Raw genomic sequence first — 24,733 nt, forward strand, 5'->3', positions numbered from 1 at the left:
CCGCCTACGCGGACTAATAAAAGGCGGGCGATTGAAATCGCGCCTGGGCAGGCTAAGTCCGCCTACGCGGACTAATATAACTGATAGAACTCGTTCCCAGCATGTGCTGGGAACGGGCAATCGGAGGCTATGCCTCCTGTTACCCATTGTGTTCCCCTAGTTGTTTGCGGAGGCACTGGGATAGTGCTGCAAGACTTGCTGCAAATAGTGTCCGGTGTAAGAGGTGGGATGTTGGGCGACTTCTTCGGGGGTACCGCAGGCGATCGCTTCCCCGCCTTTGTCTCCCCCTTCCGGTCCGAGGTCGATTATCCAATCCGCACAACGAATCACATCTAAATTGTGCTCGATAACTAAAACCGAATTGCCTTTATCCACCAACCGTTGCAACACATTTAACAACTGATGCACGTCATAAAACGATAACCCGGTGGTGGGTTCGTCAATTAAATACAGGGTTTTCCCCGTGGCGCGACGAGACAATTCGGTTGCCAATTTTACCCGTTGCGCTTCTCCCCCGGAGAGCGTTGGGGCGGGTTGTCCCAAATGAATGTAACCGAGACCCACATCAACCAACGTCTGCAAGCGGTTTTTCGCTCTGGGAATATTTTTAAACAATTCTAACGCTTCTTCCACGGTCATATTCAGCACGTCAGCAATGGATTTTCCCTTGTACTTCACTTGCAGGGTTTCTCGATTGTACCGCGCACCTTTACAGATTTCGCACTGCACGTAAACATCGGGCAAAAAGTTCATGGAAATTACATTAACCCCTTGTCCGCCACAAGCTTCGCAGCGTCCTCCTTTGACGTTAAATGAGAATTGTCCCGGTTTGTAACCTCGCGCTTTTGCTTCGATGGTTTGGGCAAATAGTCCGCGAATCACATCAAAAACCCCGGTATAAGTTGCCGGATTAGAGCGCGGGGTTCTGCCAATCGGCGATTGGTCGATGACAATCACTTTATCCACGGCATCTTTCAGTTGTTCTTCTCCTGGGGCGTCCAAGGCATCCATTTCTTTGGGAAAGGGGACGCGACGGGTGAGGTGATGTTGCAGCGCCGGATAAAGCAGTTCGTTAATTAAGGTGGATTTGCCGGATCCGGAAACCCCGGTGACGCAGATTAATGTTCCTAATGGAATTTCGACGGTAATCTGTTGTAAGTTGTTGCGGCGACAGCGTTTCATTACCAGCGATCGCCCATTTCCGCTTCTTCGTTCTGCCGGGGTTTCGATGACTTTGCGCCCGGAAAGATATGCCCCGGTGAGGGAGTTTTCCGCCTTTAAAATTTCCCCTAAATCTCCTTGGGCGACAATCTCGCCGCCATGCACCCCGGCACCCGGACCGATATCGACGATACAATCGGCGCTGCGAATGGTATCCTCATCATGTTCGACCACAATCAAGGTATTGCCCAAGTCGCGCAACTTGGTTAAGGTATGCAGCAGACGCCCGTTATCGCGCTGATGCAGTCCGATGCTGGGTTCGTCGAGTACGTATAGCACGCCCGTCAAGCCGGCACCAATTTGGGTGGCGAGGCGAATGCGCTGGGCTTCGCCGCCGGAAAGGCTCATGGCGGGGCGGTCTAGGGTGAGATAATCCAATCCCACATCCAGGAGAAATTGCAGTCGGGCGCGGATTTCTCTGAGAACCAGTTCGGCAATTTTGGCTTGCCGATCGCTCAACTCCAATTGCTCGATCCGCTCTAAAGAGTCGCCAATCGAAACGCTGGTTAATTCGCTAATCCCATATTGTCCCACGCGCACGGAAAGTGCTTCGGGTTTGAGGCGTTTTCCCTGACAACTCTCGCAGGGGCGATCGACTAAATACTGTTCTAATTTTTGCTTTTGCAATTCGGTGGCGGTTTCTTCATATTGCCGCTGCAAAATTGGCAGTGCTCCGCTATAGCGTCGGTAGGCATCCCACTGTTCGATCCAGATAGCTTCATCGGTGCCATATAAAATTGCATTTTGCTGGTCGCGGGTTAAATGCTTCCACTGGGTGTCTAGTTCAAAGCCATAGATTTCCGCGAGATTGTAGAGCATGGACAGATAGTAGGAGTTTTCTTTCTCCGCCCAAGGCGCGATCGCTTCATAAACCGGCGCATCGGGATTGGGCACCACTAAATCGGCAGCAAAGGTGCGAAAACTGCCCAATCCGTGACAGGTTTCGCAAGCGCCATAGGGGGAATTAAAGGAGAACAATCGCGGCGAAAGTTCTTGCATCACCGCGCCATGTTCGGGACAGGCAAAGTTTTCGGAAAAAACGATTTCTGCGGCGGAATTATCGGCAGCTTCGGTGTTATTGAGCAGGTGAATAATGGCGATGCCATTGGCATGACGCAAGCTGGTGGCGAGGGAGTCAAAGAGTCGTTCTTCGATGCCCGGTTTTTTAATCAGTCGGTCTACGACAATTTCGATGGTATGGGTGGCGTTTTTATTCAGGGCGATTTTGTCGGAAAGGTCGCGCACTTCGCCATCCACGCGCACGCGCACGAAGCCTTCGGCGGCGAGACTGGAGAGGAGTTTTTTGTGAGTTCCTTTTTTGCCGCGCACCACGGGGGCGAGGATTTGGAATTTGGTGCGATCGGGCAGTTCCATCACTCGGTCGCACATTTCGTCAAGGGTTTGCGGGGCGATGGAGCGATCGCAAATCGGGCAGTAGGGAGTTCCGGCCCTTCCGAATAATAACCGCAGGTAATCGTAAATTTCGGTGACGGTGCCCACGGTAGAACGCGGGTTGTGCGAGGTAGATTTTTGGTCGATGGAAATTGCCGGGGAGAGTCCTTCGATGGATTCGACGTCGGGTTTGTTGACTTGTCCGAGGAATTGGCGGGCATAGGCGCTGAGGGACTCGACGTAGCGACGCTGACCCTCGGCGAAAATCGTATCGAAGGCGAGGGAAGATTTGCCGGAACCGGAGACGCCGGTAAACACGATCAGGCGATCGCGGGGCAATTCGAGGTCGAGGTTTTTCAGGTTATGCTGTCTCGCGCCGCGAATGCGAATTCCGTGGCGAACCGCACTAGGAGGGAGTACGCTGTGGGCGAGGGATTTTCCGTTTAAGTTTTCTACAGGGGGGTTTTGACGGCGATCGGCACGTTTAGGCATAGTTGGTTTCGATACATTACTTAACAATTTTAGCGCTCTGCGGTGCCGATCGCGGGGTGGAGAATCATCGGGTGGGGGTTCGGATATCCGGGGGGTGGTGCGTCACCCCCGCATTTGAGTGGCGGGGGTGGTGCTGGATTATTCCATCTCCGGGATTGGGGCAAACCCTTGACGTTGGATGTTTTCGGTGACGGTGCGCGGTTCGAGGAATTGCAGCAGGTAATCCGGACCCCCGGCTTTGGATCCGACGCCGGAGAGTTTAAATCCGCCGAAGGATTGGCGGGCGACGATCGCGCCGGTAATTCCTCGGTTGATATACAAGTTGCCCACTTCAAACTCGGCGGTGGCGCGCTGGATGTGGGACGGGGTGCGAGAATACAGCCCGCCAGTGAGGGCGAATTGGGTGCCGTTGGCAATCTCTAGGGCTTCGTCGAAGGTCTTGGCGCGCATCACCGATAGGACCGGCCCGAAGATTTCTTCTTGGGCGATCGCCGCATCGGGGCGCACTTCGGTAAAGATAACCGGACCGATGAAGTAGCCGGTGTCGGGGGCGGGCATTTCCAGGGCGAGTTCTGCCTCGGATTTGCCTTTGTCGATGTAGCCGCGTATGCGATCGCGGGCGCTGGCATCGATAACTGGACCGACTTGGGTGCTGGGGTCTTCGGCGGCACCGACATTCAGCGATCGCGTGGCTTCGAGGGTGCGAGTCAGAAAGCTCTCGTACACCGGTTCGAGGACGATGGCGCGGGAACAAGCGGAACATTTCTGGCCGCTATAGCCAAAGGCGGATTGCACCACTCCCGCCACGGCGCGGTCTAAATCGGCACTTTCATCGACGATTATCGCATTTTTGCCGCCCATTTCGGCAATCACTTTTTTCAAGTGGCGTTGTCCCGGTTGTAGCACGGCGGCGTCGGCATAAATGCGGCAGCCCACTTCTTGGGAACCGGTAAAGGCGATGGTATTGACTTCGGGATGTTTCACTAAGTGCGAGCCAACGCTGGACCCCTGGCAAGGTACGTACTGAAAGACGCCGGGGGGAATGCCGGCCTCGATGAGGATTTCGCCAATTTTCGCGGCGATGACGGAGGAGACTTCGGCGGGTTTTAATAAGGTGCAGTTTCCAGTGACTAGGGAGGCGACAGTCATGCCGGTGGGAATGGCAAAGGGGAAGTTCCAAGGGGCAATGACCACGGTGATGCCGCGCGGTTGATAGTGATAGCGATTGGTTTCGCCGGCGACATCGTAATTATATCCGCGCGCCAGCCGTTCCATTTCGTTGGCGTAGTAGCGACAGAAGTCGATGCCTTCGGAGACTTCGCCATCACATTGGCTCAAGGGTTTGCCTACTTCTAGCATCATCCAGGCGCAGAGTTCTGGTCGCCGTTGTTCCATGAGGTCGGCGGCTTTGCGAAGGATGGCGGCGCGTTGGGCGGGCGGGGTGTTGCGCCACTGGGGTAAGGCGGCTTTGGCGGTGGCGATCGCGCGATCGGCTTGTTCGATGGAGAGCAAGCCGATGGTGCCGATGGTTTCGCTGGGGTTGGAGGGGTTTACAGAGTCTACGGTGTTGGCGGTGTTGATGCGATCGCCGTTGATACGGGGTAAATAGGTTTTGCCGAGTTGCTGACGCACGCTTTGCAAGGCTTGCACCACCTTTTCTCGCGCTTGGGCGTCGGCGAAGTCGGTATCGGCGGCGGCGTTGGGCAGTGCGGGGCTGTGGATTTCGAGTTCGCCTTTGCCGTTGGGATTCGGCGGTGCGATCAGTTCTTCCCCGGGTCGCTCTTCCAGGCTTTGGCGCAGGAATGAGGTGTTGGCGGTGTTTTCCAGCAAGCGCCGAATCAGATAGGCCATGCCGGGAAGCAGTTCCCCGTAGGGGCAGTACATCCGCACGCGATGCCCTTGTTGTGCTAAGACTTTGGCGAGTTTATCTCCCATGCCATATAGCACTTGCAGCTCGAAGCGACGGCGCGGGATGTTGAGGCGTTGGGCGAGGGCGATCGCTTTCGCTTGGGAGCGCACGTTGTGTGAGCCAATGGCGGCGTAGATATATTCGTGATTTTCCAGCAGCAGTTCGGTCAACCGCTCGAAATTCGCATCGGTGGCGGCTTTGTCGTTATACACGGGTTGCGGCCAGTGTTTCTGCTTGGCAGCAATGGTTTCTAAATCCCAGTAGGCTCCTTTGATCAGTCGCAGGGTGACGGGAGTGCCCCGCTGTTTTGCCCATTCAATTAAGTCTTTCAGGTCTTTTTCGCTGTCGCGCAAGTAGGCTTGCAGGGTGAGGCCAATATGCCGCCGATGGCGAAATTCTTCTTCGAGGAGCAACCGTTTGAGGATCGAGAAGGTGAGGTCTTTGTAGTGATATTGTTCGATATCGAAGTGAACCCCCGCGCCCACTTTCTCCGCGTGACGCAGCAGGGTGCGGATGCGATCGCTAACTCGTCGTTCGCTTCCTTTGGCATCCAAAGGGTCGAATTGCGAGTAAAATGCGGTTAACTTCACCGAAACCTGCACTCGGGGCAGTTCTTCCCCATCCGCTTCGTCAATCTGCGGCACTTTCGGCCATTTTTTCGCCGCCTCGGTAAGTTGGGTCATCAATTCCAGATAACCCTCTAAATAGGACTGGGCTTCGGCTTCGGTAATCACCGCTTCTCCCAGTAAGTCCATCGTAAATGCCATTTTGTCTTTCCGCAGGCGTTCGATGGTTTTTATCGCTTGTTTGATGTTTTCCCCGGCAATGTACTTTTGCGCCAGGGTCTCCACCGCTGTGGATACTGTGGTGGCGGCAATTTGCCCGGGCATTGAGTCGCCACTGCTAAAGTTGAGCAGTTTTTTCAAGGCGTCGGGGAGTTCGACTTCCTCTACGGTTAGGTATTCTTTTAAATGACGCGCAATTTCCGCTTTGCTACGCAATGCAGGCAAACAGTCAATGAAGCGAAAGAGCTGCACCCGCAACCCGGGGTTGCTCATCGCCCAGGCAAGCAGTTTATCATCCCAGCGCATTTGATCTTGCAACTGGGCGAAAAATGAGCGTTTCTCCTGAATTGCACTGAGCAGTTGCTTGGCGATTTCTTGGGTTTTCGCCTCGTCGGTTTTGTTCTCGGACCGTTGTACTACCACGGCTTTTTTTACCCTCTATCTGTCGATCTGCCTGTAGTCCACTCAGACCCCTGAGCGGACTACAAACTTAATATTGTATCGTATTTCTCCCCCCACATTCTGGCGAAAATCTTCGGCACTCTCCGGTTTAAATGTTAAGTTTTTTTACGCTACGAATGGGGGCTTTATTGGTGCTATATATTGCACTTATTTGGTGAGTTTAACACTGGCGCAAGCAAATTGTCAAGGGCGATCGCTTTTTTCGATTTCTCCCCCGCCTCAACTTTCACAAAATTCTCGCGATTTACCCGCCCTTACACCCCATTTACCCATCGATTGCACTGCCAAGCTAGGGCAATCCTACCCTATTTTTTTCCCTTAATTTTCCGCATCTTGGCGCGGATCCAAGCGCCCAGCTTTTGCCCGAGGGGAATGCAGGCGCGCTTGACGATGTTCGAGATTAATTTAAGTTTTTCTACCGGGGTGGTGGGCTTGCGTTTTTGTCGTTCTTCTTCTATAATCTCCCAAGCGGTTTCCGTGAAAGAAAGCCGTTGTTCGGACTGTTTCAGCCATTGGATGACTGTGTGAATTATCCGCTCTTTCACCGTGCGGCGGCGACGCAGACGCACGTCAGAGGACAAACTCGGATAGCGTTTATCTAATTCGGAAAGGCTGTGGTCGGCCCATTGTTTGACTTTGGCGTTTTTGCTTTGCAGCAGGTCTTGGCAGGTTTTCCACGCTAGGCGAGGTTTCCCATCCCCTTCGTAAGCGATCGCTAATGCCATTTTGGTGCGTTCTATGGTGGGTTGGTGCAATTCTAGTTCTAGGACGCTTTCTAAATGGGCGATCGCCTCTCCATAATCCTCCGCTTTGAGCGCCGCTATCCCCGCTCTAAAATTGGTACTGTTCATCGGGTTTACCCCCCCATATTCGGGTTAAATTTGAATCATTTCATCTCCCCTGGGGTTTGTCATTGGTCAATTGACCAATGACCATTGACCAATGACTCGCTTAATTCAGTTTTACCCTTCGCATAACTTGGTCATAATGGTGTCGTGGTCTTCTCCTTGTGCCACCCATGCTTCTGCTGGTTTGAGGCGATCGCTCAATCCCAGAACGAAAATATTAAATTCTGCGCCCAAGGATTCGCAGGCGGTTTGGACGCAGTGGAGGTCGCGACCCGTCAACTGACTGAAATAGGCGCTTAAAATGCCGGCTTCTAGGAAACAAACCGGGCGCTTCCAGTTGGGGGCTTTGGCGGTATAGGGAGAGTGTTTCGTTTTCACCGCCAAAAAGCCGCGATCGTAATACTCCTGATTGAAATTCAAAATGCCCCAGCCATTGGTTTTCCAAAGCTGTTGCAAACATTGGAGAAATTCTACCATCTCCATTTCGGCGATCGGTTTGCCATAATACTCGTTAATTTCTTCGCAAAATCGCACGTAGAAATTTTTCCCCCACCACTTGCCACAGTTAAACAAAACCAGGCGCGCCGCCGATCCGGTTTCTTCTTCTAACCCGGCATAAATTGCATCAATCAAGGTTTCCGGAACTGCCAACAAGCGATCGCCGCGTCGATTTTCCAGCAGTCCGAGTTCTAAATCACCCCGCACGTAAACATCATAAGCAAAATAATTCCCCGGCAAGTGTTTGTCTTTAACCAAATTGGAAATCGAAATCATAGTCGCGCTCCTGAATCGTTAATATTTGAAGCTTTCACTTCCCGCAGACGCACCCCGGCACGTCTCGACTCCTCCTTGTCTCTCAACTGTAAGCTATGAGACTGATTTTTCACCGCTCAATTGCGCTCAACTTAAGCCCGCTGATTCTGCCAATAGGATTTTCTTGGCTTGATCCACAAACGGCAACAGCAAGGGGAGTTGTTTTTCGGAGAGATGTTTTTTCAAGCTAGCGAGCAACAGTTGATAAATCTTTTCTTCAATGGGTTGGGTGTTGTGGGTTTCCACTAATCCTTTCATCCAATCTTGCAAGCGCAGTTGGAGAAATTCGGGGTCGCTCAATAACATGGCGGTGGCGCAGTAGCGGACAATCAGCAGCCAATGCTTCAGCGATCGCTCTAAGGTTTCTTGGTTTTCGTTGGGAAAGGCTTTGACCAGGTTATCCGCCACTGGTTGAAAGATGGGTTCTTCTTTTTCCCGGAGGAGTTCGTAAGTTTCCATGCGCCTTGCTAAAGATGCAGCATAGCGACGAAACAGTTCGATTTCGTTGGCTTGAAGATAGCGTTCTTCTGCTTGCTCCAATAGGCGAGAAATTTCTGGATGCATGATGGTTTAGGGATGTTGGATATAAGATGCTAAGGTTTGGGGAGAAAAAATCCCGGCGATCGCCTGGGCATTTGCAGGGCTAAAACGCATCGAGCAGATCCCCGAGGGTGACTTCTTCAAATTCAGAATCCTTCGGCGGAAGCGCTGCAGAAACTTTTGGCACCGAACCCACTTCTGGCGTCCCTTCCCAGGGAAGCAAGCGGAAATAGTCCGCCACGGATAAGCTCAAGCGAGACGTGGGGGTGGCGCGATCGCCATTCCCCCGGGTGGCGAGGGATTGTCCTTGCCAATTACATTGACTAAAAAAGTCTGCAACCGATAGTTTTAACCAAGAAGTCTCGGCGGTCATTTTAATCGTTCTCCTGCTTCTAAGCGAGTTTGAATATCGCGAGCGGTTGCCCCTTCATTTTGCCAAAAAGCAGCCGCATCAATGCGGTCTTGACTGCCAAGCAAAAATTTACAATAGGTTTCCCCCATTGAGTAGCATTGCAGCTCGATGCAGCTCAGTTTTTTTCGCACCAAAGCGGTGAAAAATCCGGCAAACAAGCCGGCATAGATATAACAAACTGGTTTGCCCACATCGCCGAGGGTACGAGCCACTGCAGAATCAAAGAGGTTAATGAACATAAAGCCATGCTTGCGATCGCTTAAATCCACTTCCCAGCGTCCCCATCCCTGGGCGGTAAAGGGCCACCACCAGGTTTCGAGCAAAAACATCAAATTCGCTTGGCGGATCTCGCGCTGATATTCTTTTTCAAACCACTGTTTGAAAAACTCCGCATCCTTGGTTCCCCATTGGCACCCAATGGTGTACATAATCACCGATGAAGCGCTACCCACTTCTTCTTCTAAACCCTCCACCAGTCCGACGATAAAATCTTCGCTGGCAAAGAGATTGCGCGACTGGTTCCAGTCGGTGACGATTCCCGTTTCCGGTTGAAACGAGAAAAAGTCTTGAAACCCATAGTGGTTGTGCTTTTTGGAGGGTTTCTTTTTTGAACTACCTGCTGATTTGGACTCTGGCTTTTTTCCGGTGGATACCACCATGTTACGCTACTCCTTTGATGACTAGGCTCAGTGCGATCGCATTTCAGCTTGATGTCAGTGAACCCACAGACTCAACCCGGTGGGTCGGTGACTCATCGCACCATCTCTATCTAATTGTAGGAAACTTATCTGGCAAGTTAAAACGTTAATTTCTCGGAAATCGGGTGAAAAAGTACAAATCCCCGGTGGGGCGTCTCTAACAAGCACTTGGCTAAATTAAATGGGAGCTTTTCCTTGACATTTCCCCACTTTTGTGCTACACCAGTGTGAAACCTGGAAATCTTTCGATCGCAGTCGGTCTTTTCCGAAAACCCAGGCTCAGACAACTGAGGAGGAAGACCGGGCAAGACCCTCTCTGCACGTCAGGGCGAGCGGTGATGTCAGCCAACCGTTGCGGCGCTTTCCTCATGGCCACCGAATCGCGCCTCGGGTCTGACGCCGATCGCGGAACTATCCACCCGGCGATCGCTTTTCCCATACCATCGGCTGTATGTTTCGAGTCGATTTCCAAATTCGTCTTTTTGAACAATTCAGGGGAGGGGGTAATGAAAACCTATGCAGGGATTTTAATTGGCATCGATGACTATAAATTTTTCCAGCCGTTAAGCTATGCCAAACAAGACGCCCAAGGGGTTAAAAATTATCTGGTGGAAAAAGCCGGGTTTACCCCGAACCGATGCGTATTGCTTACCGAAACTGCATCCAGGAGAGATAGCCACTCCCCCTATCCCACAAGAGACAATCTGGTGTGGGCGATCGATGACATCTGTCGCAATCGCTTACATGCCGGCGATGTGTTGTGGTTCTTTTTCAGTGGCTACGGCGTAAGCTGGGAAGGCGAAGACTATTTGATGCCCATTGAAGGCAATCCGGAGGACATCCCGGGAACGGGAATTTCTATGCGATCGCTTTATAGCACCCTCCAGTCTTGCCCCGCCGAACAAATCGTGGTCTTCCTGGATATGAACCGCGCCACCGGCACCAGCGCCGATGAAACCATCGGCGTGGATACCATCTCCCTCGCCCGGGAAATGGAAATTCCCACGGTCATCTCTTGCCAACACAACCAATTTTCTCGCGAAACTGCCGCACTGCAGCATGGCTTTTTTACCACCACACTCCTAGAAGCATTGAAAGCGGGTCGCGGGCACACCCTGGAAACTCTGGCGCAATACATGGGCGATCGCTTACCTCAACTGTGCGAAGAACACTTTCGCCCTGCACAACATCCAATGTTCTCCGTTCACCCGTTGGTTAAATTTCCCCAACCCATTTTACCCGAACTCGGTCCGAGCGTTCCAGAACAAAACTGGGCTGCCGCTGTGCCCCTCAGCGCGGGCAAGGCAAACCTGGAACCTTCCGAGGAAACGCCCCCGCAAAACGCGCCACCGCCGACGAACCAAACCGTACCACCGGCGATCGCCCCTCCCACCACCTCCTCGGGCAATGGTGTCTCTACCAATGGAGATACAAATAACGCCAAGACTTCCAAACCGTCGCAACCTCCCACCGCCACCCCCAAACCACCCCCACCACGGGAAGAAAAATCTAACACCGTAGGTAAGTTGCTCTTCTGGGGCGGTATCTTGGCCCTGATTTTGCTGCTGGGCGTCTTGCTGCGGACTATTCTCAGTGTGATGCAAGGCACCACCCCCGAACCCCAGGTGGTGGAATCCTTGCCGACTGTGACGGATGAAGCTCCCCAAGCAATGGAAACCACCACCATCCCCCCAACACAAGAACAGCCGGAAGCCGCAACTACCGAAGACACGGAAGCGGCAACCCCGGAAGACACGGAAGCGGCAACTACTGAAGACACGGAAGCGGTAACTACTGAAGACACGGAAGCGGCAACTACCGAAGATACGGAAGCGGCAACCTCGGAAGACACGGAAGCGGCAACTACCGAAGATACGGAAGCGGCTAATGCTGGGGATGAGGAAGCGGAAACCACCACTGCAGCGGACGATCGCACTCAACCGCTGAGTGCAACTCCCGCCAGCGAAGGCGCAGCGGAAAGGGGCGATCGCGAACCGTTGGATCGGGCAAGATTGTCGTTGGAAAATACCCAAGCATCGCAATTCACTCAGGCGATCGCCCAAGCGCGACAAGTGCCAGAAAACGATCCGCTTTACGACCAAGCCCAGGAACAGATTACCCGCTGGGGTGAGGTGATTCTCGATATTGCGATGGGGCGCGCGAAACAGGGCAATTATGAAGGGGCGATCGCCGCCGCCAAATTGGTACCGCCCGATCGCGAGCAACTGAAAGCCCAGGTGCAGGAAGTCTTACCGGTTTGGGAACAGCAATACAAACTCGAACAAGCCAACCGACAGCGATTGCTCGAAGCCCAGAAACTGGTCAAACCCGCACAGGCGTCTACCTACAGCAAGGCGATCGCGATCGCCAGCCAAATTCCGGCAGGTCAACCGCAATACGAACAAGCCAGAGCGCTCATCAATCGCTGGAGCGATAAAATTTTCGACATCGCCCAATATCGCGCCCGTCGTCGTCGCTTCAGTGCAGCCATTCAAGCCGCCCAATTAATCCCCGAAAACACCACCGCCTATCCCGCCGCCCAAGAGGCGATCGAAAAATGGGAACAGCGACGGCGATAATCAAGAATTGAGAATTGAGAATGAAGAAGAAACTGTTTTCTCAATTCTCAATTCTCAAGGCTGCACTCAAGCCGCCGAGGAGGTGAATTGAGCCTGGGCTAAAGGGATGTGAATGTAGAATGTCGTGCCCTGTCCGGGTTGAGAAACGCAGGAGATAGTTCCCCCATGTTTTTCCACCACAATTTGATAGCTGATAGAGAGTCCCAAACCGGTGCCAGACCCCACAGGTTTGGTGGTAAAAAACGGGTCGAAGATGCGCGATCGCACCTCCTCGGAGATTCCCGACCCATTGTCAGCGATGCAGATAACGACCGAGGGCGTTGGGGGAGGTGGGGAGAGATTCGTCACGGTGGAAGAGTTTGCCATTTGGCGATCGTCTCTGAGGAATTCAGTGCGAATCGAGATTCGTTTGGGGTGGGCTTGCATTTCTTGCACGGATAAGCCGCGATCGCGGATCTCTAGCGCATCAATTGCATTACTCAAAATATTCATAAACACCTGATTCATCTGCGCCGCATAGCACTCCACCGGGGGCAACTCCCCATATTCCTTCACCACTTCAATTCCGGGGCGATCGGGTCGGCTTTTCAGTCGCGGTTGCAGAATCAACAGGGTGCTGTCGATCCCTTCATGCAAATTCACCGGAATTTTCTCCGCGCGATCCAAGCGCGAGAAATTCCGCAACGACGACACCAAACCGCGAATCCGGTTTACCCCCACTTTCATCGACTGCAACAGTTTGGGCAAATCTTCGCGCAAAAAATCCAGTTCGATCGCTTCGGCAAACTCTTGAATCTCCGTTTCCGATGTAGGATAATGCGCCTGGTAAAGTTGCAGCAATTCGAGCAAGTCATCGGTATAGTCGCCGGCGTGGTTGAGATTGCCAGAAATAAAATTAACCGGGTTATTGAGTTCGTGGGCCACCCCCGCCACTAACTGGCCCAAGCTGGCCATTTTTTCGCTTTGCACCAGTTGGCTTTGTGCCTCCTGTAAGGAGTGGAGGGCGCTGCTGAGTTCGGCGGTTTGCTTTTGGGTTTTTTCCAGCAATTCCGCTTGTTGAACCGCGATGCCAAACTGAACGCCGATTTGAGCGAGCAATTCCACTTCATCCTCATGCCACTGTCGAGGCCCGGAATTTTGATAGGCAGCTAACAATCCCCAGAGGGTGTTTCCCGGCATAATGGGGACGATAATGTAGGCTTTGGCTTGAAATTGTTCCAGCAGGCGAATGTGACATTCGGAATGGCCGACATTATAGATATCGTCCACTGCCAAGCTTTGATTGTGACGGTAGCGACCCCCGGCACTTTCTTGCAAGTGAGTATCGGCGATCGGGGGTAGGTTTCCCACCAAGGCATTCCAGCCCGGGGCAAAGGATTCGGCGACGAAGTAACCACTCCAATCCGGGTTAAAGCGATACACGGCGACCCGATCGCTGTTGAGAAGCTGGCGCACTTCTTGGGTTGCGGTATCGAAAATCGTTTGGATGTCGAGCGATCGCCGAATCCGATCGATGGTTCGGGCTACGGCTTTCTCTCTTTCGGCAACGCGACTTTGTTGCGACACCTGTACCTGCATCACGCCCCGTTCTTCCGACTGTTGCAGCGCCATTGCCAGGAGTTCGCTAATTGCGCCCAGCCATTCAATTTCGCCCGGTTCCCACTGGCGATCGCCCCGGCATTGATGCACGCACAATCCCCCCCAGAGGCAATTGTCTTTTCGCAGGGGAACGGTGAGTTCGCTTCTCACTTGCATGCGATCGCAAAAGTGGCTATCAGGCGATCGCTCTTCCGGGGGCGCGCAAGAGCTGACGCGGATGCGATCGCCTACAACGTCGCATGACTCCACCCGTTCGCCCAACGCCGACACCCACCCGGGTGCCACATCTTCAGCAATAAATTGCCCTTGATTTCCCTCGCCGGCGGGCCACTTGCGAAATACGAGGACGCGATCGGCATTGAGTAACTCTCGCACCGCCTGAGTGATGGTGGTGAATAGGGTATCGAGTTCCACAGACTCGCGAATTTGCCCTAGAATGCGAGTCATGGTTTTATATCGTTCTGATTCAAGCTCGGCGATCGTGCTTGGTTGCGCTGATGCCATACAAAAACCTCCCCATATTGTGGTTATCGGAGTGCCCTCAAAGCTTGGATCGATTTCCCGCCCCCATTCTCCAAAGTTTCTGTGTTCGAGTGGGGAATGCACCGGGGGTAACGACCCACCGAGGGTTAAAACGTTTTAAAATCTGTACCGAAGTTTATTAATTTTGTGAATAGATGCCCTGCTTTCACTCTATTATAGAGCTTCGATTTTTGCTCGTCCTCGTCTTCCAGATTTAAACCCTCGATACCTCCGTCTGGCGGCGCGATCGCCATGATTGATTTAGCTTATTTATTACCCTCATAAAATTTTCCTATCTGGCAATTTTTGCAAGCCCTCACGGCTCTGCATTTTCCCGGGAATCATGCGATCGCTCTAGGGTGTGTATATTTTTTAACAATTTTGGCGGGGAATTTATCGGGGTCAAATTTACCGGAATCGACCCTTTCATGTGCTGACTCTGCGGAAATTTTCCCTGCTAAAATAGCATGTTTCAACTTTAACCATGCCGAGGGAGGAGGGACACGGGAGTGCCGTGTCCTGAAATAAAAGGGGGGTAAACCCTCGAAGAGCGACTACCGCATAAAACGAGCTTGGGAGGGAGAGGACTTTTTCGGCAAACGGTGTGACGGTGCAAGGCGACGACTGACCGGAATTTCAATGGCGAATTCAGTGCCTTGACCCGGTTGGGAAATGCAATCAAATTGACCCCCATGTTTTTCCACCACAATCTGATAGCTAATCGAGAGACCCATCCCGGTGCCTTTGCCGATATCTTTGGTGGTAAAAAACGGTTCAAAAATGCGCGATCGCAGACGTTCGGGAATCCCCGGCCCATTGTCAGAAATCCGAATAATTGCCCGCTTTTCACCCATCGCGCGATCGCTCGCTATTGCCGTGCGAATCGTAATTTGACTGGGGGACTCGCGCCGTTCTTTCTCCGAGCGATCTTTGTCGCGCTGTTCTAAAGCATCGATGGCATTACTCAAAATATTCATAAACACTTGATTGAGCTGGCCGGCATAGCAATCCACCGATGGAAGTTCCCCATATTCTTTCACGACGTGGATTTCCGGACGATCGGACTTTGATTTGAGTCGGTGGTGTAAAATTAACAAAGTGCTGTCAATGCCATCATGGATATTAACCGGCTTCATTTCCGCTTGATCCAAGCGCGAGAAATTCCGCAAACTCAGCACGATACTGCGAATGCGTTCTGCACCGACTTTCATCGAAGCGAGCATTTTGGGGAAATCCTCCACCAGAAAATCTAAGTCAATTTCCTCCATCAACTCGCGCATTTCGGGTTCCGGGTCGGGCAAATACTTTTGATAGAGTTTTTGTAATTCCAGCAAATCATCCGCATACTGACTGGCGTGAGAAAGGTTGCCGTAGATAAAATTCACCGGGTTATTAATTTCGTGAGCGATACCCGCCACCAATTGTCCGAGGCTGGACATTTTTTCCCCTTGAATTAATTGGGTTTGAGCGCTTTGCAAATCTTCTACGGCTTGTTCTAATTCCACCGCTTGGGCTTGAGCTTTTGCGGCAGCGGCTTGACTTTGTTGATATAATTGCGCTTGGCCGATCGCGATCGCGGCTCGATCCGCCAATTGTTGCAGCAAATCGATTTCCGTTTCTTGCCACACGCGCGGGCGATCGCACTGGTGAGCGATCAAAAATCCCCACAGTTCCGAACCCATCCGGATCGGCACGATTAAATTGGCTTTCACCTGAATGGTGGCTAAAAATTCCTGGTGACAGGGGCTAATTTCTGCCGTTGCGATATCGTTAATCGCCCGTACCCGTCCTTTTAAGTACATATTGCAATATTCCAGCGGAATACATCCGGGACAGCGAACCCCCAACACCGACTCCCATCCTGGGCGCAGATCTTCCACGGCGATCTCGCCGAGTCCATCCTTGCCAAACTGGTAAATCACCACGCGATCGGCCTCGAGCAAATTCCGCACTTGTTGCACGATGGTTTGCAAAATCGTGGTTAAATCTAACGTGCTGCGGATTTGGTCGGTAATTTGTTTGAGAATGCGGGTAAATTGTAAAGACTGCTGTAGCTCGGCGGTGCGCTTTTGTACTTGTTGCTCTAAGTTGCTGTTGAGGGAGTGAACTTCTTTATAAAGCAAATATTGCTCGATCGCCATTGAAAAATGATCCCCTAACGACCGCGCCATTTGGGTTTCTTCTACCGTCCATTCGCGAGACTGACCGGTTTTGCGTTCCCGCCATGCCTCAAAAGATTGTCGGGGAAGGAGTTGTTTGAGATTGCTGTCAAAGCGTCCGGCCCAGAGGGTTTCGGTTTCGATCGCTTGGCGGAAAATGGTCAGACAACCGAGGAATTGTCGGCGATAGAATAAAGGCACCACCAACATGCTGCGAATCGAAGTAGACCGGAAAGCATGGAGAAAGGGTTTAAAGTGGGGGGTTTTGTAAAGATTGGCGAAAGGCCAAATTGCCGGATGCTTGCTATCGAGACGCAGGTGGGCTTTTAATTCGCGCTGTAGCCATTGTTGCCACAGGGGATGGGCTTCTAGAGGTTGGGATTCTGCCGAGGCGATCGCGGTGGGTTGTTCGCCGACGGTAAATAATTCCCAGGCGCTGTCGAGATCGTCACCACCGGTAGAATGTTTTGCCGCGATATAGAGCCTGCCCCCGCAACCGGATAATGCAGCCACCGTGGCTTCTAGTGCGGCTTGTACTTCAATGGTGGGTTGAGCGTGGAGCAAAGTTGCCACCCGGTTGATGGTGGCTTCCCGGGCTTGTTGGGCGCGGGTGGCTTCCAGCAAGGTGGCTTGGGCGATCGCCACCGACACCTGATCGGCGACTAACTGCACTAACTGCAAATCATCTTCGGAAATCGCGCGCGGTTCGACGTTATGGGAGACGATTAGTCCCCAGAGACTCTGCTGATGCAGGATCGGCACCACCAAGGAGGAATTGACCCCCATCGCCCGCAGATAGGTTAGATGGCATGGATCCACTGGCCGATAGTGAATATCGTCCCCCACCGGTTCCCCTGTTTCCGCACGGGCCAGGGGACTCATGCCGATTCGTTCTTGACCCACATCCACGATCGAACGAACCCGATCTTTGACAAATCGCTCCCGCGCTTTTTCCGGGATGTCATCTGCCGGAAAGTTTAATCCTTTCAGGGAGGCAAGCCGACTCTCGTAAATCGACTCGGCAATGACTTTGCCACTGCCATCCGCATTAAACTGATAGACCATTACCCGATCGGTTCCCAGCAAGGAGCGGATTTCGGCGGCGGTGGCGCTTAAAATCTCTGGTAATTCTAGAGACTGTCGAATCCGGTTAAGCATCCGGTGTAGCAAGACTTCGCGATCGAGTCTTTGTTGCAAGATTTGCCCGTTATTGCTGTTATTATTTGTGATTGTCATAGAAAATTTGCCGTTTGAAATTCATAGGTTTTACCTGGGGCAGAAATTACCTTCTGCCCTTCCCATCAAAAAGGAAATCTCAGCCGCTATAGAAATCGCCCGGTTCGCGGTTGTTCGCCGCTTCCCGAAACTGGCGCTCTGTTGGCTGACAGGGATTGGAGTGCCCCCAGACGACGATCCCCATTGGCTGAGGCTAAATTCATCCTGCCAGCTCTAATCCCAAATCCGATCGCCAACCCGAAATGCACCCGCTTAGGGGTATGATAGCTGAGTGCCTGTTTTTAAGGCTTTTTACTTAATCATATCAACAAAATCTAAAATTTTTCTTCAGATGAAGGGCGATCGCTGCGCTATAAGTGAGGTTTATCTAACTTAAACCCCTTGACAACTGGCTTCATATATTGTTATAATGACAATTCTGTGGGTGACGCAAACAAAGCCGCCGCCTTCCCGAAAATTCGTGCCGATTGTCCCGCACCTTGCCAGATTCCCACCGTCGCCTCTCATACAAAGCGGCGATCGCGGTAATTCTACTTAACAACTTTTCTTAAAATTAACCCCCCTTCCCCCGGCGTGCTATTCCAATTTTACCCCCGCTTGAGGCTTGACAAATCTTTAAGGTTGTGGTACTTAACGGAGCGGTTTTTTTCACCGGGGTTCCCTGGTGGCGCTCGATTCGGGTCTCGCTTCCCGGTTCTGGCACTGGAAATCTGAAGGGCGGGTGGCGGTTGTATATAATTGTTAATTGGTAATGATTTAGCCTGGATTGCACACAGCAAAACGTCTTTTTTGTGCCTGGGTAAAAACATGTAAAGTAACACTGAAGTGAGAAAAGAAAGGTGGGTTTTTCGGGAGAATGACGGGAATAATTCAATGGAGAAAAAACCTGGCGAAGGTTCGCCACCTGAGTGTATAGGGTCAAATTTCCTACCCCCACCCCGACGCCCAGGGGAGGGGATAAAATAAACAGAAAAAAGCGAAGTCAGTGGGGAGAGTGGTGGTGATGTCGGAGTTTTTCGCGCACGCGCATCAGCAATTTTCCCAGATGATTGTGACCGGTGCGGTCCGCACCACAGCCCCAAAAGTAATCTTTCGGCGAATCTTCCACCAACGGGCGATCGCCAGTATCGAGCAACACCTGCTGAATGTCCGGGTGAGTGGAAAATTTGGCCCACACCGCTTCTTTCATAATTGCCAGTTTCGCCGCTTCCCAATCCGGGCGCAACTTGCGAGTGCGATCGCGGCCCAATTGTGCCGCCTCTTCCGGGGTTTTTGCGGCGCGAATTTTAACCATTAAAAACTCATTTTCCGTGCCGAGAAATTTATGGGCTTGATAATAATGTTCTACCGTGGGCCAATCCAGACCTTTCAGGTGAATTCCATGAGGAGAAAAATTGGAAAAACAACCGTAGGGTTCGTCAACTTTGTAAAAGTAAATAGTCATCGGCGATAAAATAGTTGGTTGGGCGATAAACGAGACAGATAGAAACAGGAAGTTGGCGAAAGGCTTGCTTGGCATTCCCGCTAATTTGAGCCAGGGCGATCGCTTGACGCAACGGTAAAAACCTCTCGGATTTCCACCCTCTATCGATTGAAATTATATGCCTTGTCGCTTCATCAAACCCGATTGATTTCCCAAAAACCACTGTTTTGGGGAAATCTACCCATTTCGAGGTTTCCCACCACCGCCTTGTTTCCACAGCACTTTGAGCTTGCAAAGCGAGGAATAACCCAAAGCGGTGCGGGAAAAAACAGTTCGAGCGAATCCGGGTGTTCGCCCACCCGTCAGCCCGATCCCACGTTCGCCGCGACGGAGGATTCAACCCAATCGCATCAACCGCCGAAACCCGGAATCAGGTTTTTCTTCAGACGGCTAATCGCCTTATCGGCGATGTCGCTATAATTGGTGTCCCCGCACAAAACGTCAGCCATACTTTGGGTGGCGGCGGGACGCTTGACCCCGACTTTATACGCGATTTTGGGAATTTTGTAAAACAAACCGGCCACCCGAGAGGCCCATACCATCTGACCCCCCCATTCTTCATTCATCACTTGGGTGTAATTTTCCAAGGCGTTGGCACTTCCGCTTAAGGCGCGATCGATGGCTTCGGCGGCTTTGACGCCGCTAAACATCGAGGGGCGAATGCCTTCTGCGGTTAGTGGATCCACTACTGCCGCCGCTTCTCCGGCTAAAATGGCATTTTCGGTGTGGAGTTTTTGCTCCCCATTCCACAAGCGCAGGGAATCCGTGGCGCAATGGTTGGGGTTGACATCATAGCCCGATGCGGTGGCATACTGAGTCAGCATTTTGCTGAGGTCTTCTTTGCCTTTCCCCTGTAAGTCAGCGATCGCCAGGGATAAACCGTCAGCTTTGGGGAAGTTCCAGATAAAGCCTTTTTTGATTTTGCCAAAGTCAAACTGAATTTTGGGGGCGTTCGGATCCGCTCCCTTCGGGAGTGGGACTTCTAAGGCGACGGCGGGGTGCAGCTCGCCGTCTTTGAAGCCCAGCAATTTCCGCATCGGACCGCGAGCGCCATCGGCGGCGATGATATAGCGCGCTTCCAGGGTTTCGCTGGAAGTCTTGACCGAAAAGCGATCGCCGTTGAACTCCACGGCGGTGACGGCGCTGTTGTCTTTTACTTGCGCGCCTTGGTTTTTCGCTTGTTCGATGAGAAACTGGTCAAATACATCCCGGCGTACCATCCACATCGGTTCGGGGTTGTTCAGGGTCACTTCTACCGGATCGCTGCCTTCCCAGGTATAGCGTAGCTGATTGACTTTCTGGGAAATAGCGGGGGAAAAGTCAAAGTCAAACCATTGGGCGATCGCCGGAGATACACCCCCTGCACAGGGTTTATATCGCGGCAAAGATTCTTTTTCCAGAACTAAAACCGAGTGTCTTTTTTTGGCGAGGTGATAGGCGGCGCTTCCACCTGCCGGACCGGCTCCTACGATAATGCAATCGAACATAATACCTGTTTTTTGCTTTTCAAGTCTTTAGGTTTTATGCCACAAAATTGCCCTTCTAGCCTCTGTCATCCGATAGAGGAAAATGCCACACCCATTCCAGTGCGGCATCCCGATTGTCGCCTAAAAGCAGCACAGTCTTGCGGCAAAACTGTTGGTGAACTACAATATTTTTAGCCCAGTTCCGGAGAATTTTCCGTGAAGTTTTCCCCTGTGACCTGCAATCAATGGGGGGGGTTTTTTACTGATGTTTGAGCGGTGGCTCCAACCTACCGGGCGATCGCAGTTTTCAACCCGCTATAATCGAGTCTCTTGAATCACTCTATGACGCCTCCCCCCCCTAAATTGCGCTTCGGTGGGGGAAGCTTCATATTCCCTGCCACTTCGGTGGTAGATATCTCCCGAAAATCAGACAGTAGAGATGTCTTCTTCTTTCGCGGCAAGTAGCTCGTCAATTTGGTTAACGTACTTGTCAGTGAGCTTTTGAATTGAATCTTGCAAATCCCGGGATTCATCTTGCGACAGGTCGCTATTTTTTTCTTTTTTGCGAACCTCATCGATGGCATCGCGGCGGATATTGCGGATGGAGACTTTGCCTTCTTCTGCATATTTCCCCGCCAGTTTGACAAACTCCTGACGGCGATCGCTCGTCAGTGGCGGAATGTTCAAGCGAATAATCGAGCCATCATTGTTGGGGGTCAAGCCCAAATCCGACATCATAATTGCTTTTTCCACCACCGCAAGGCTGGTGGGGTCAAACGGTTGAATCGCCAGCGTCGTAGCATCTGGCGTACTGATGCTAGCCAAAGATTTCAGGGGAGTGGGACTCCCGTAGTATTCCACCATCACCTTATCGAGCAAGCTAGCATTAGCTCTGCCGGTGCGAATGGTGTTAAAAGCGCGTCGAGTTGCATCGACGGCTTTTTTCATATTGTTTTCTATTTCAGGTAATTTCACAAAAACCTCCCACTGTCGTTCCTACTTTTTCTCCCATGACAGCTCGGCGGATGTTGCCCGGTACCGAGATGTCGAAGACAACGATCGGGATATCATTTTCTTTACATAAGGCGATCGCGGTACTATCCATTACCCGTAATTCATTGGTCAGTACGTGCCCGTAAGTCAGGCTTTCGTACCGTTTGGCATCGGGGTTAACATGCGGATCGCTATCGTAGACCCCATCAACTTTGGTTGCCTTGAAGATGACCTCCGCGTTGATTTCAGCAGCGCGCAGGGCTGCTGTGGTATCCGTGGTAAAGAAAGGATTCCCGGAGCCTGCCCCAAAAATAACCACCCGTTTTTTTTCCAGGTGGCGAATGGCGCGGCGACGGATATAAGGTTCTGCCACTTCCTGCATGGCGATCGCGGTTTGCACGCGGGTGGGGATTCCCATTCGTTCGAGAGAATCCTGCAAGGTCATGGCATTCATTACTGTAGCAATCATACCAATATAATCAGCCGTGGCGCGATCCATCCCAGAGGCGGATCCTTTGACACCGCGAAAGATGTTCCCACCACCGACAACGATTGCCAGTTCTGTACCATCACCGATCACCTCTGCCACTTGTTGTGCAATTTGCTGCACCACCATTGGATCGATGCCGTAGGCAAGCTCACCCATTAGTGCCTCACCGCTCAGTTTCAGTAAAACCCGCTGGTAAACTCTCCCCATGAAGTCACTATTTTCCCAATTCGATTTGCCTCCTCCTAAAGATAGCAGCATGGGGGCGTTTTGCCATCTACTAACTGACAAATCAACCTTGCGGGGCAATCCCTCAAACTGCTCCTGAGTTATTGTACTCCCTTGTCAGCGCCCGCCCACACCTTCGCCGGGGAGAAGGAACCTTCTGCGCCACTCAGCTCTCGGAGGGTCGCCATTTTAGATCGCAACCCACCACCTGCGTCGAAGCGATCGCAATCGATTCTCCAGCCAGCAGGCTGCCGATCGCCGATCGCAAATATGGCTCCTTCACTGCTGTGGGTTCCTCGGCATTATCGTCAATTGCCCCGTTATAGCGAATCACTCCCTCTCGATCGAGCAAAAACACTTCCGGGGTCTTCTGCGCCCCAAAGCCGCGCGCCACATCCTGATTCGCATCGCGCAGGTAGGGAAAATTCAACTCCTTGAAGGAGGCAAAGCGTTTCATGCTCTCGAAGCTGTCTTCTGGATAGTCTCTCATATCGTTGGAGTTAATCCCCATCGCCGTAAAACCCCTTTCTTGAAAGTCAGCTTGCAGTTGTTTGAGACGTTCTAGATAGGCACCCACGTAAGGACAGTGATTGCACATAAAAATCACTGCCACCACCCGATATTGGTCTAGGTAACGCGCTAAATGGTAAACGCGATCGTCAATTCCGGGCAGTTCAAAATCCGGTGCATGGCTCCCGATAGCAGTACCCGTATTTTTCATCACTCTAAACCCTTTTGTTTTGCTATGGACTGAGCGCATTAGAAAGAGCGGTCGGCTTCTCAATTTCCGCATCCTTCCGACCCGCCTCGAAAAAGCTGGCTCTTTTCTTAGTTTATCTAGCAATTCGACTCCAGTAAATTTTTGCTCTGGTGGAATTCTCCCTCCTGCCTGAGATTTTGTCCCATAATAGGTACTGAATCTACCCCCCACGGGTTCCCTCAATCAGGGGCGATCGCGATCGGTTCCTTGCCTCCCGAGGCTCTGAACTTGTATCCGCATCCCCCTCGGTTCGCCGCCATCCGTTCACTTTTATTGTCTTTTTCCTATGACTGTCTCTGCTTCTAACCACTCCCCCTCCGCTTACCGCGCCCACGCCGAATTCAAACAGTGGACCTGGCGGGGTTTTCCCATCTGCTACCAGCACCAAGGCACCCACGGACCGGCAGTGATTCTCGTTCACGGATTTGGTGCCTCCTGCGGACATTGGCGCAAAAATCTCCCCGCCCTGGCAAACCATTGTCGCGTCTATGCGATCGATTTGCTCGGCTTCGGTGCCTCGGCAAAACCCACCCCCAATCTGGAAATCTCCTACACCTTTGAAACCTGGGCGGCGCAACTCGCCGATTTCTGCCGCGAAATTGTCGGCTCTCCCGCCTTCTTCGTCGGTAATTCTATCGGCTGCGTCGCGATCGCTCAAGCCGCCGTAGATAATCCCGATCTGGCTTTGGGTGTGGTTTTGATTAACTGCTCCCTGCGTCTGCTCCACGATCGCAAACGTGCCGCAATGCCTTGGTATCGACGCCTCGGCGCACCATTAGCACAAAAAATACTAAATGTCAAGTGGATCGGCCAGCTTTTTTTCAAACAACTCGCCACCCCAAAAACTGTTAAGAAAATTCTCCTACAAGCCTATCGCCGAGATGAAGCCGTAACCGACGAATTAGTAGATATTATCCTCTCCCCCTCCCGAGACGCCGGCGCAGTAGATGTCTTTGTGGCTTTTATCAGTTACTCCCAAGGTCCGTTACCGGAAGAATTGCTCCCCATTTTACCCTGTCGCGCCCTGATATTATGGGGAACTGACGACCCCTGGGAACCGATCGCCCTCGGTCAAGAATTTGCCCAAATTCCCACCGTGGAAAAATTTATCCCCTTACCCGGATTGGGCCATTGTCCCCAAGATGAAGCCCCAGAAATTGTCAATCCCATTTTAGAAGAGTGGATCTTACAAAAATCCGCGCTTCTACACCAGCAAAACTCAACCCAGTAACATCCCGCCCACGCAAAATCCCTCGGGCGCGCAATTCCCCCCGCTTATGCATGCTGAGCTTGTGTGAGGTGCGATAAGTACCCCCCACCATCCGGCAGGGATTAAAATAAAAGCCTCATATTACATTCAGTTAAAAACCGACTGAAAGTCTTACAAAACAACTATTTTAGTCGGTTTCAACCGACTTTAACTATTAGCCGGGGGATTTATCCCCCGGCGGGTGTTGCTATTAGCCGGGGGATTTATCCCCCGGCGGGTGTTGCTATTAGCCGGGGCATTTATCCCCCGGCGGGAGTTGCTATTAACCGGGGCATTTATCCCCCGGCGGGTGTTGCTATTAGCCGGGGCATTTATCCCCCGGCGGGTGTTGCTATTAACCGGGGCATTTATCCCCCGGCGGGAGTTGCTTTAACTATTA

The 24,733-nt window shown here is 52.1% G+C and carries 18 protein-coding genes; 3 read left to right on the forward strand and 15 right to left on the reverse strand.

The genetic code is table 11. The annotated features are described in order from the left end of the window. Nucleotides 1–156: 156 nt before the first annotated feature. From uvrA to LKK83_RS15645, 7 genes are all read right to left on the reverse strand, one after another. On the reverse strand, nt 157–3,105 hold the full coding sequence (gene uvrA / locus LKK83_RS15615; protein ID WP_324632141.1) for an excinuclease ABC subunit UvrA: 2,949 nt from the start codon (nt 3,103–3,105) through the stop codon (nt 157–159). Nucleotides 3,106–3,243: 138 nt separating this feature from the next. Further along, nucleotides 3,244–6,222, reverse strand: coding sequence for an L-glutamate gamma-semialdehyde dehydrogenase (gene pruA / locus LKK83_RS15620; RefSeq protein ID WP_324632142.1), 2,979 nt, complete (start codon nt 6,220–6,222; stop codon nt 3,244–3,246). Nucleotides 6,223–6,566: 344 nt separating this feature from the next. Then, the gene (locus LKK83_RS15625) at nt 6,567–7,112 is read right to left on the reverse strand and encodes a hypothetical protein (RefSeq protein ID WP_324632143.1); all 546 of its coding nucleotides are present in this window, start codon (nt 7,110–7,112) and stop codon (nt 6,567–6,569) included. 111 nt (nt 7,113–7,223) lie between these two features. Further along, nucleotides 7,224–7,883, reverse strand: coding sequence for a V4R domain-containing protein (locus LKK83_RS15630; protein WP_324632144.1), 660 nt, complete (start codon nt 7,881–7,883; stop codon nt 7,224–7,226). Between the two features lie 126 nt (nt 7,884–8,009). After that, on the reverse strand, nt 8,010–8,486 hold the full coding sequence (locus LKK83_RS15635) for a phycobilisome protein (protein ID WP_324632145.1): 477 nt from the start codon (nt 8,484–8,486) through the stop codon (nt 8,010–8,012). A gap of 79 nt (nt 8,487–8,565) precedes the next feature. Beyond that, nucleotides 8,566–8,835: a hypothetical protein gene (locus tag LKK83_RS15640; RefSeq protein ID WP_324632146.1), complete on the reverse strand. Its 270-nt coding sequence runs from the start codon at nt 8,833–8,835 to the stop codon at nt 8,566–8,568. After that, nucleotides 8,832–9,533, reverse strand: a complete 702-nt coding sequence (locus tag LKK83_RS15645; RefSeq protein WP_324632147.1) for a V4R domain-containing protein — start codon at nt 9,531–9,533, stop codon at nt 8,832–8,834. Before LKK83_RS15645 ends, LKK83_RS15640 begins: the two co-directional genes overlap by 4 nt. A gap of 377 nt (nt 9,534–9,910) precedes the next feature. Here LKK83_RS15645 and LKK83_RS15650 point away from each other — a divergent pair, with 377 nt between their 5' ends. Next, nucleotides 9,911–12,151 carry a caspase family protein gene (locus LKK83_RS15650; protein WP_324632148.1) on the forward strand — a complete coding sequence of 747 codons (2,241 nt, stop codon included), beginning with the start codon at nt 9,911–9,913 and terminating at the stop codon, nt 12,149–12,151. A gap of 66 nt (nt 12,152–12,217) precedes the next feature. On the opposite strand, the gene LKK83_RS15655 is transcribed toward LKK83_RS15650, so the two are convergent. The 8 genes from LKK83_RS15655 to LKK83_RS15690 all read right to left on the reverse strand — a co-directional run bounded on the left by LKK83_RS15655 (nt 12,218) and on the right by LKK83_RS15690 (nt 23,045). Further along, entirely contained in the window at nt 12,218–14,254 is a 2,037-nt protein-coding gene (locus LKK83_RS15655; RefSeq protein WP_324632149.1) for a GAF domain-containing protein, read from the reverse strand. Nucleotides 14,255–14,826: 572 nt separating this feature from the next. Then, a complete protein-coding gene (locus LKK83_RS15660; RefSeq protein WP_324632150.1) occupies nt 14,827–17,667 on the reverse strand; it encodes a GAF domain-containing sensor histidine kinase in 2,841 nt (946 codons plus the stop codon). A 982-nt stretch (nt 17,668–18,649) separates the two neighbouring features. Continuing rightward, complete coding sequence (locus LKK83_RS15665; RefSeq protein ID WP_324632151.1) at nt 18,650–19,111, reverse strand: NADAR family protein; 462 nt, start codon at nt 19,109–19,111, stop codon at nt 18,650–18,652. Further along, nucleotides 19,086–19,223, reverse strand: a complete 138-nt coding sequence (locus LKK83_RS15670) for a hypothetical protein (RefSeq protein ID WP_324632152.1) — start codon at nt 19,221–19,223, stop codon at nt 19,086–19,088. The genes LKK83_RS15665 and LKK83_RS15670 overlap by 26 nt, the downstream gene beginning before the upstream one ends. Nucleotides 19,224–19,500: 277 nt before the next feature. Beyond that, nucleotides 19,501–20,637, reverse strand: coding sequence for a geranylgeranyl reductase family protein (locus LKK83_RS15675; protein ID WP_324632153.1), 1,137 nt, complete (start codon nt 20,635–20,637; stop codon nt 19,501–19,503). Between the two features lie 405 nt (nt 20,638–21,042). Beyond that, the gene (gene frr, locus LKK83_RS15680; RefSeq protein ID WP_324632154.1) at nt 21,043–21,591 is read right to left on the reverse strand and encodes a ribosome recycling factor; all 549 of its coding nucleotides are present in this window, start codon (nt 21,589–21,591) and stop codon (nt 21,043–21,045) included. Then, the gene (pyrH, locus tag LKK83_RS15685) at nt 21,578–22,306 is read right to left on the reverse strand and encodes a UMP kinase (protein WP_324632159.1); all 729 of its coding nucleotides are present in this window, start codon (nt 22,304–22,306) and stop codon (nt 21,578–21,580) included. Before pyrH ends, frr begins: the two co-directional genes overlap by 14 nt. A gap of 184 nt (nt 22,307–22,490) precedes the next feature. Further along, nucleotides 22,491–23,045, reverse strand: coding sequence for a thioredoxin family protein (locus LKK83_RS15690; RefSeq protein ID WP_324632155.1), 555 nt, complete (start codon nt 23,043–23,045; stop codon nt 22,491–22,493). A gap of 325 nt (nt 23,046–23,370) precedes the next feature. Between LKK83_RS15690 and LKK83_RS15695 the strand changes: the two genes are divergently transcribed. Further along, a complete protein-coding gene (locus tag LKK83_RS15695) occupies nt 23,371–24,315 on the forward strand; it encodes an alpha/beta fold hydrolase (protein ID WP_324632157.1) in 945 nt (314 codons plus the stop codon). Nucleotides 24,316–24,535: 220 nt separating this feature from the next. Next, nucleotides 24,536–24,727 carry a hypothetical protein gene (locus LKK83_RS15700; protein WP_324632158.1) on the forward strand — a complete coding sequence of 64 codons (192 nt, stop codon included), beginning with the start codon at nt 24,536–24,538 and terminating at the stop codon, nt 24,725–24,727. Nucleotides 24,728–24,733: the final 6 nt, after the last annotated feature.

Source organism: Phormidium sp. CCY1219 (genome assembly GCF_035615515.1).
Lineage (GTDB): Bacteria > Cyanobacteriota > Cyanobacteriia > Cyanobacteriales > Laspinemataceae > CCY1219.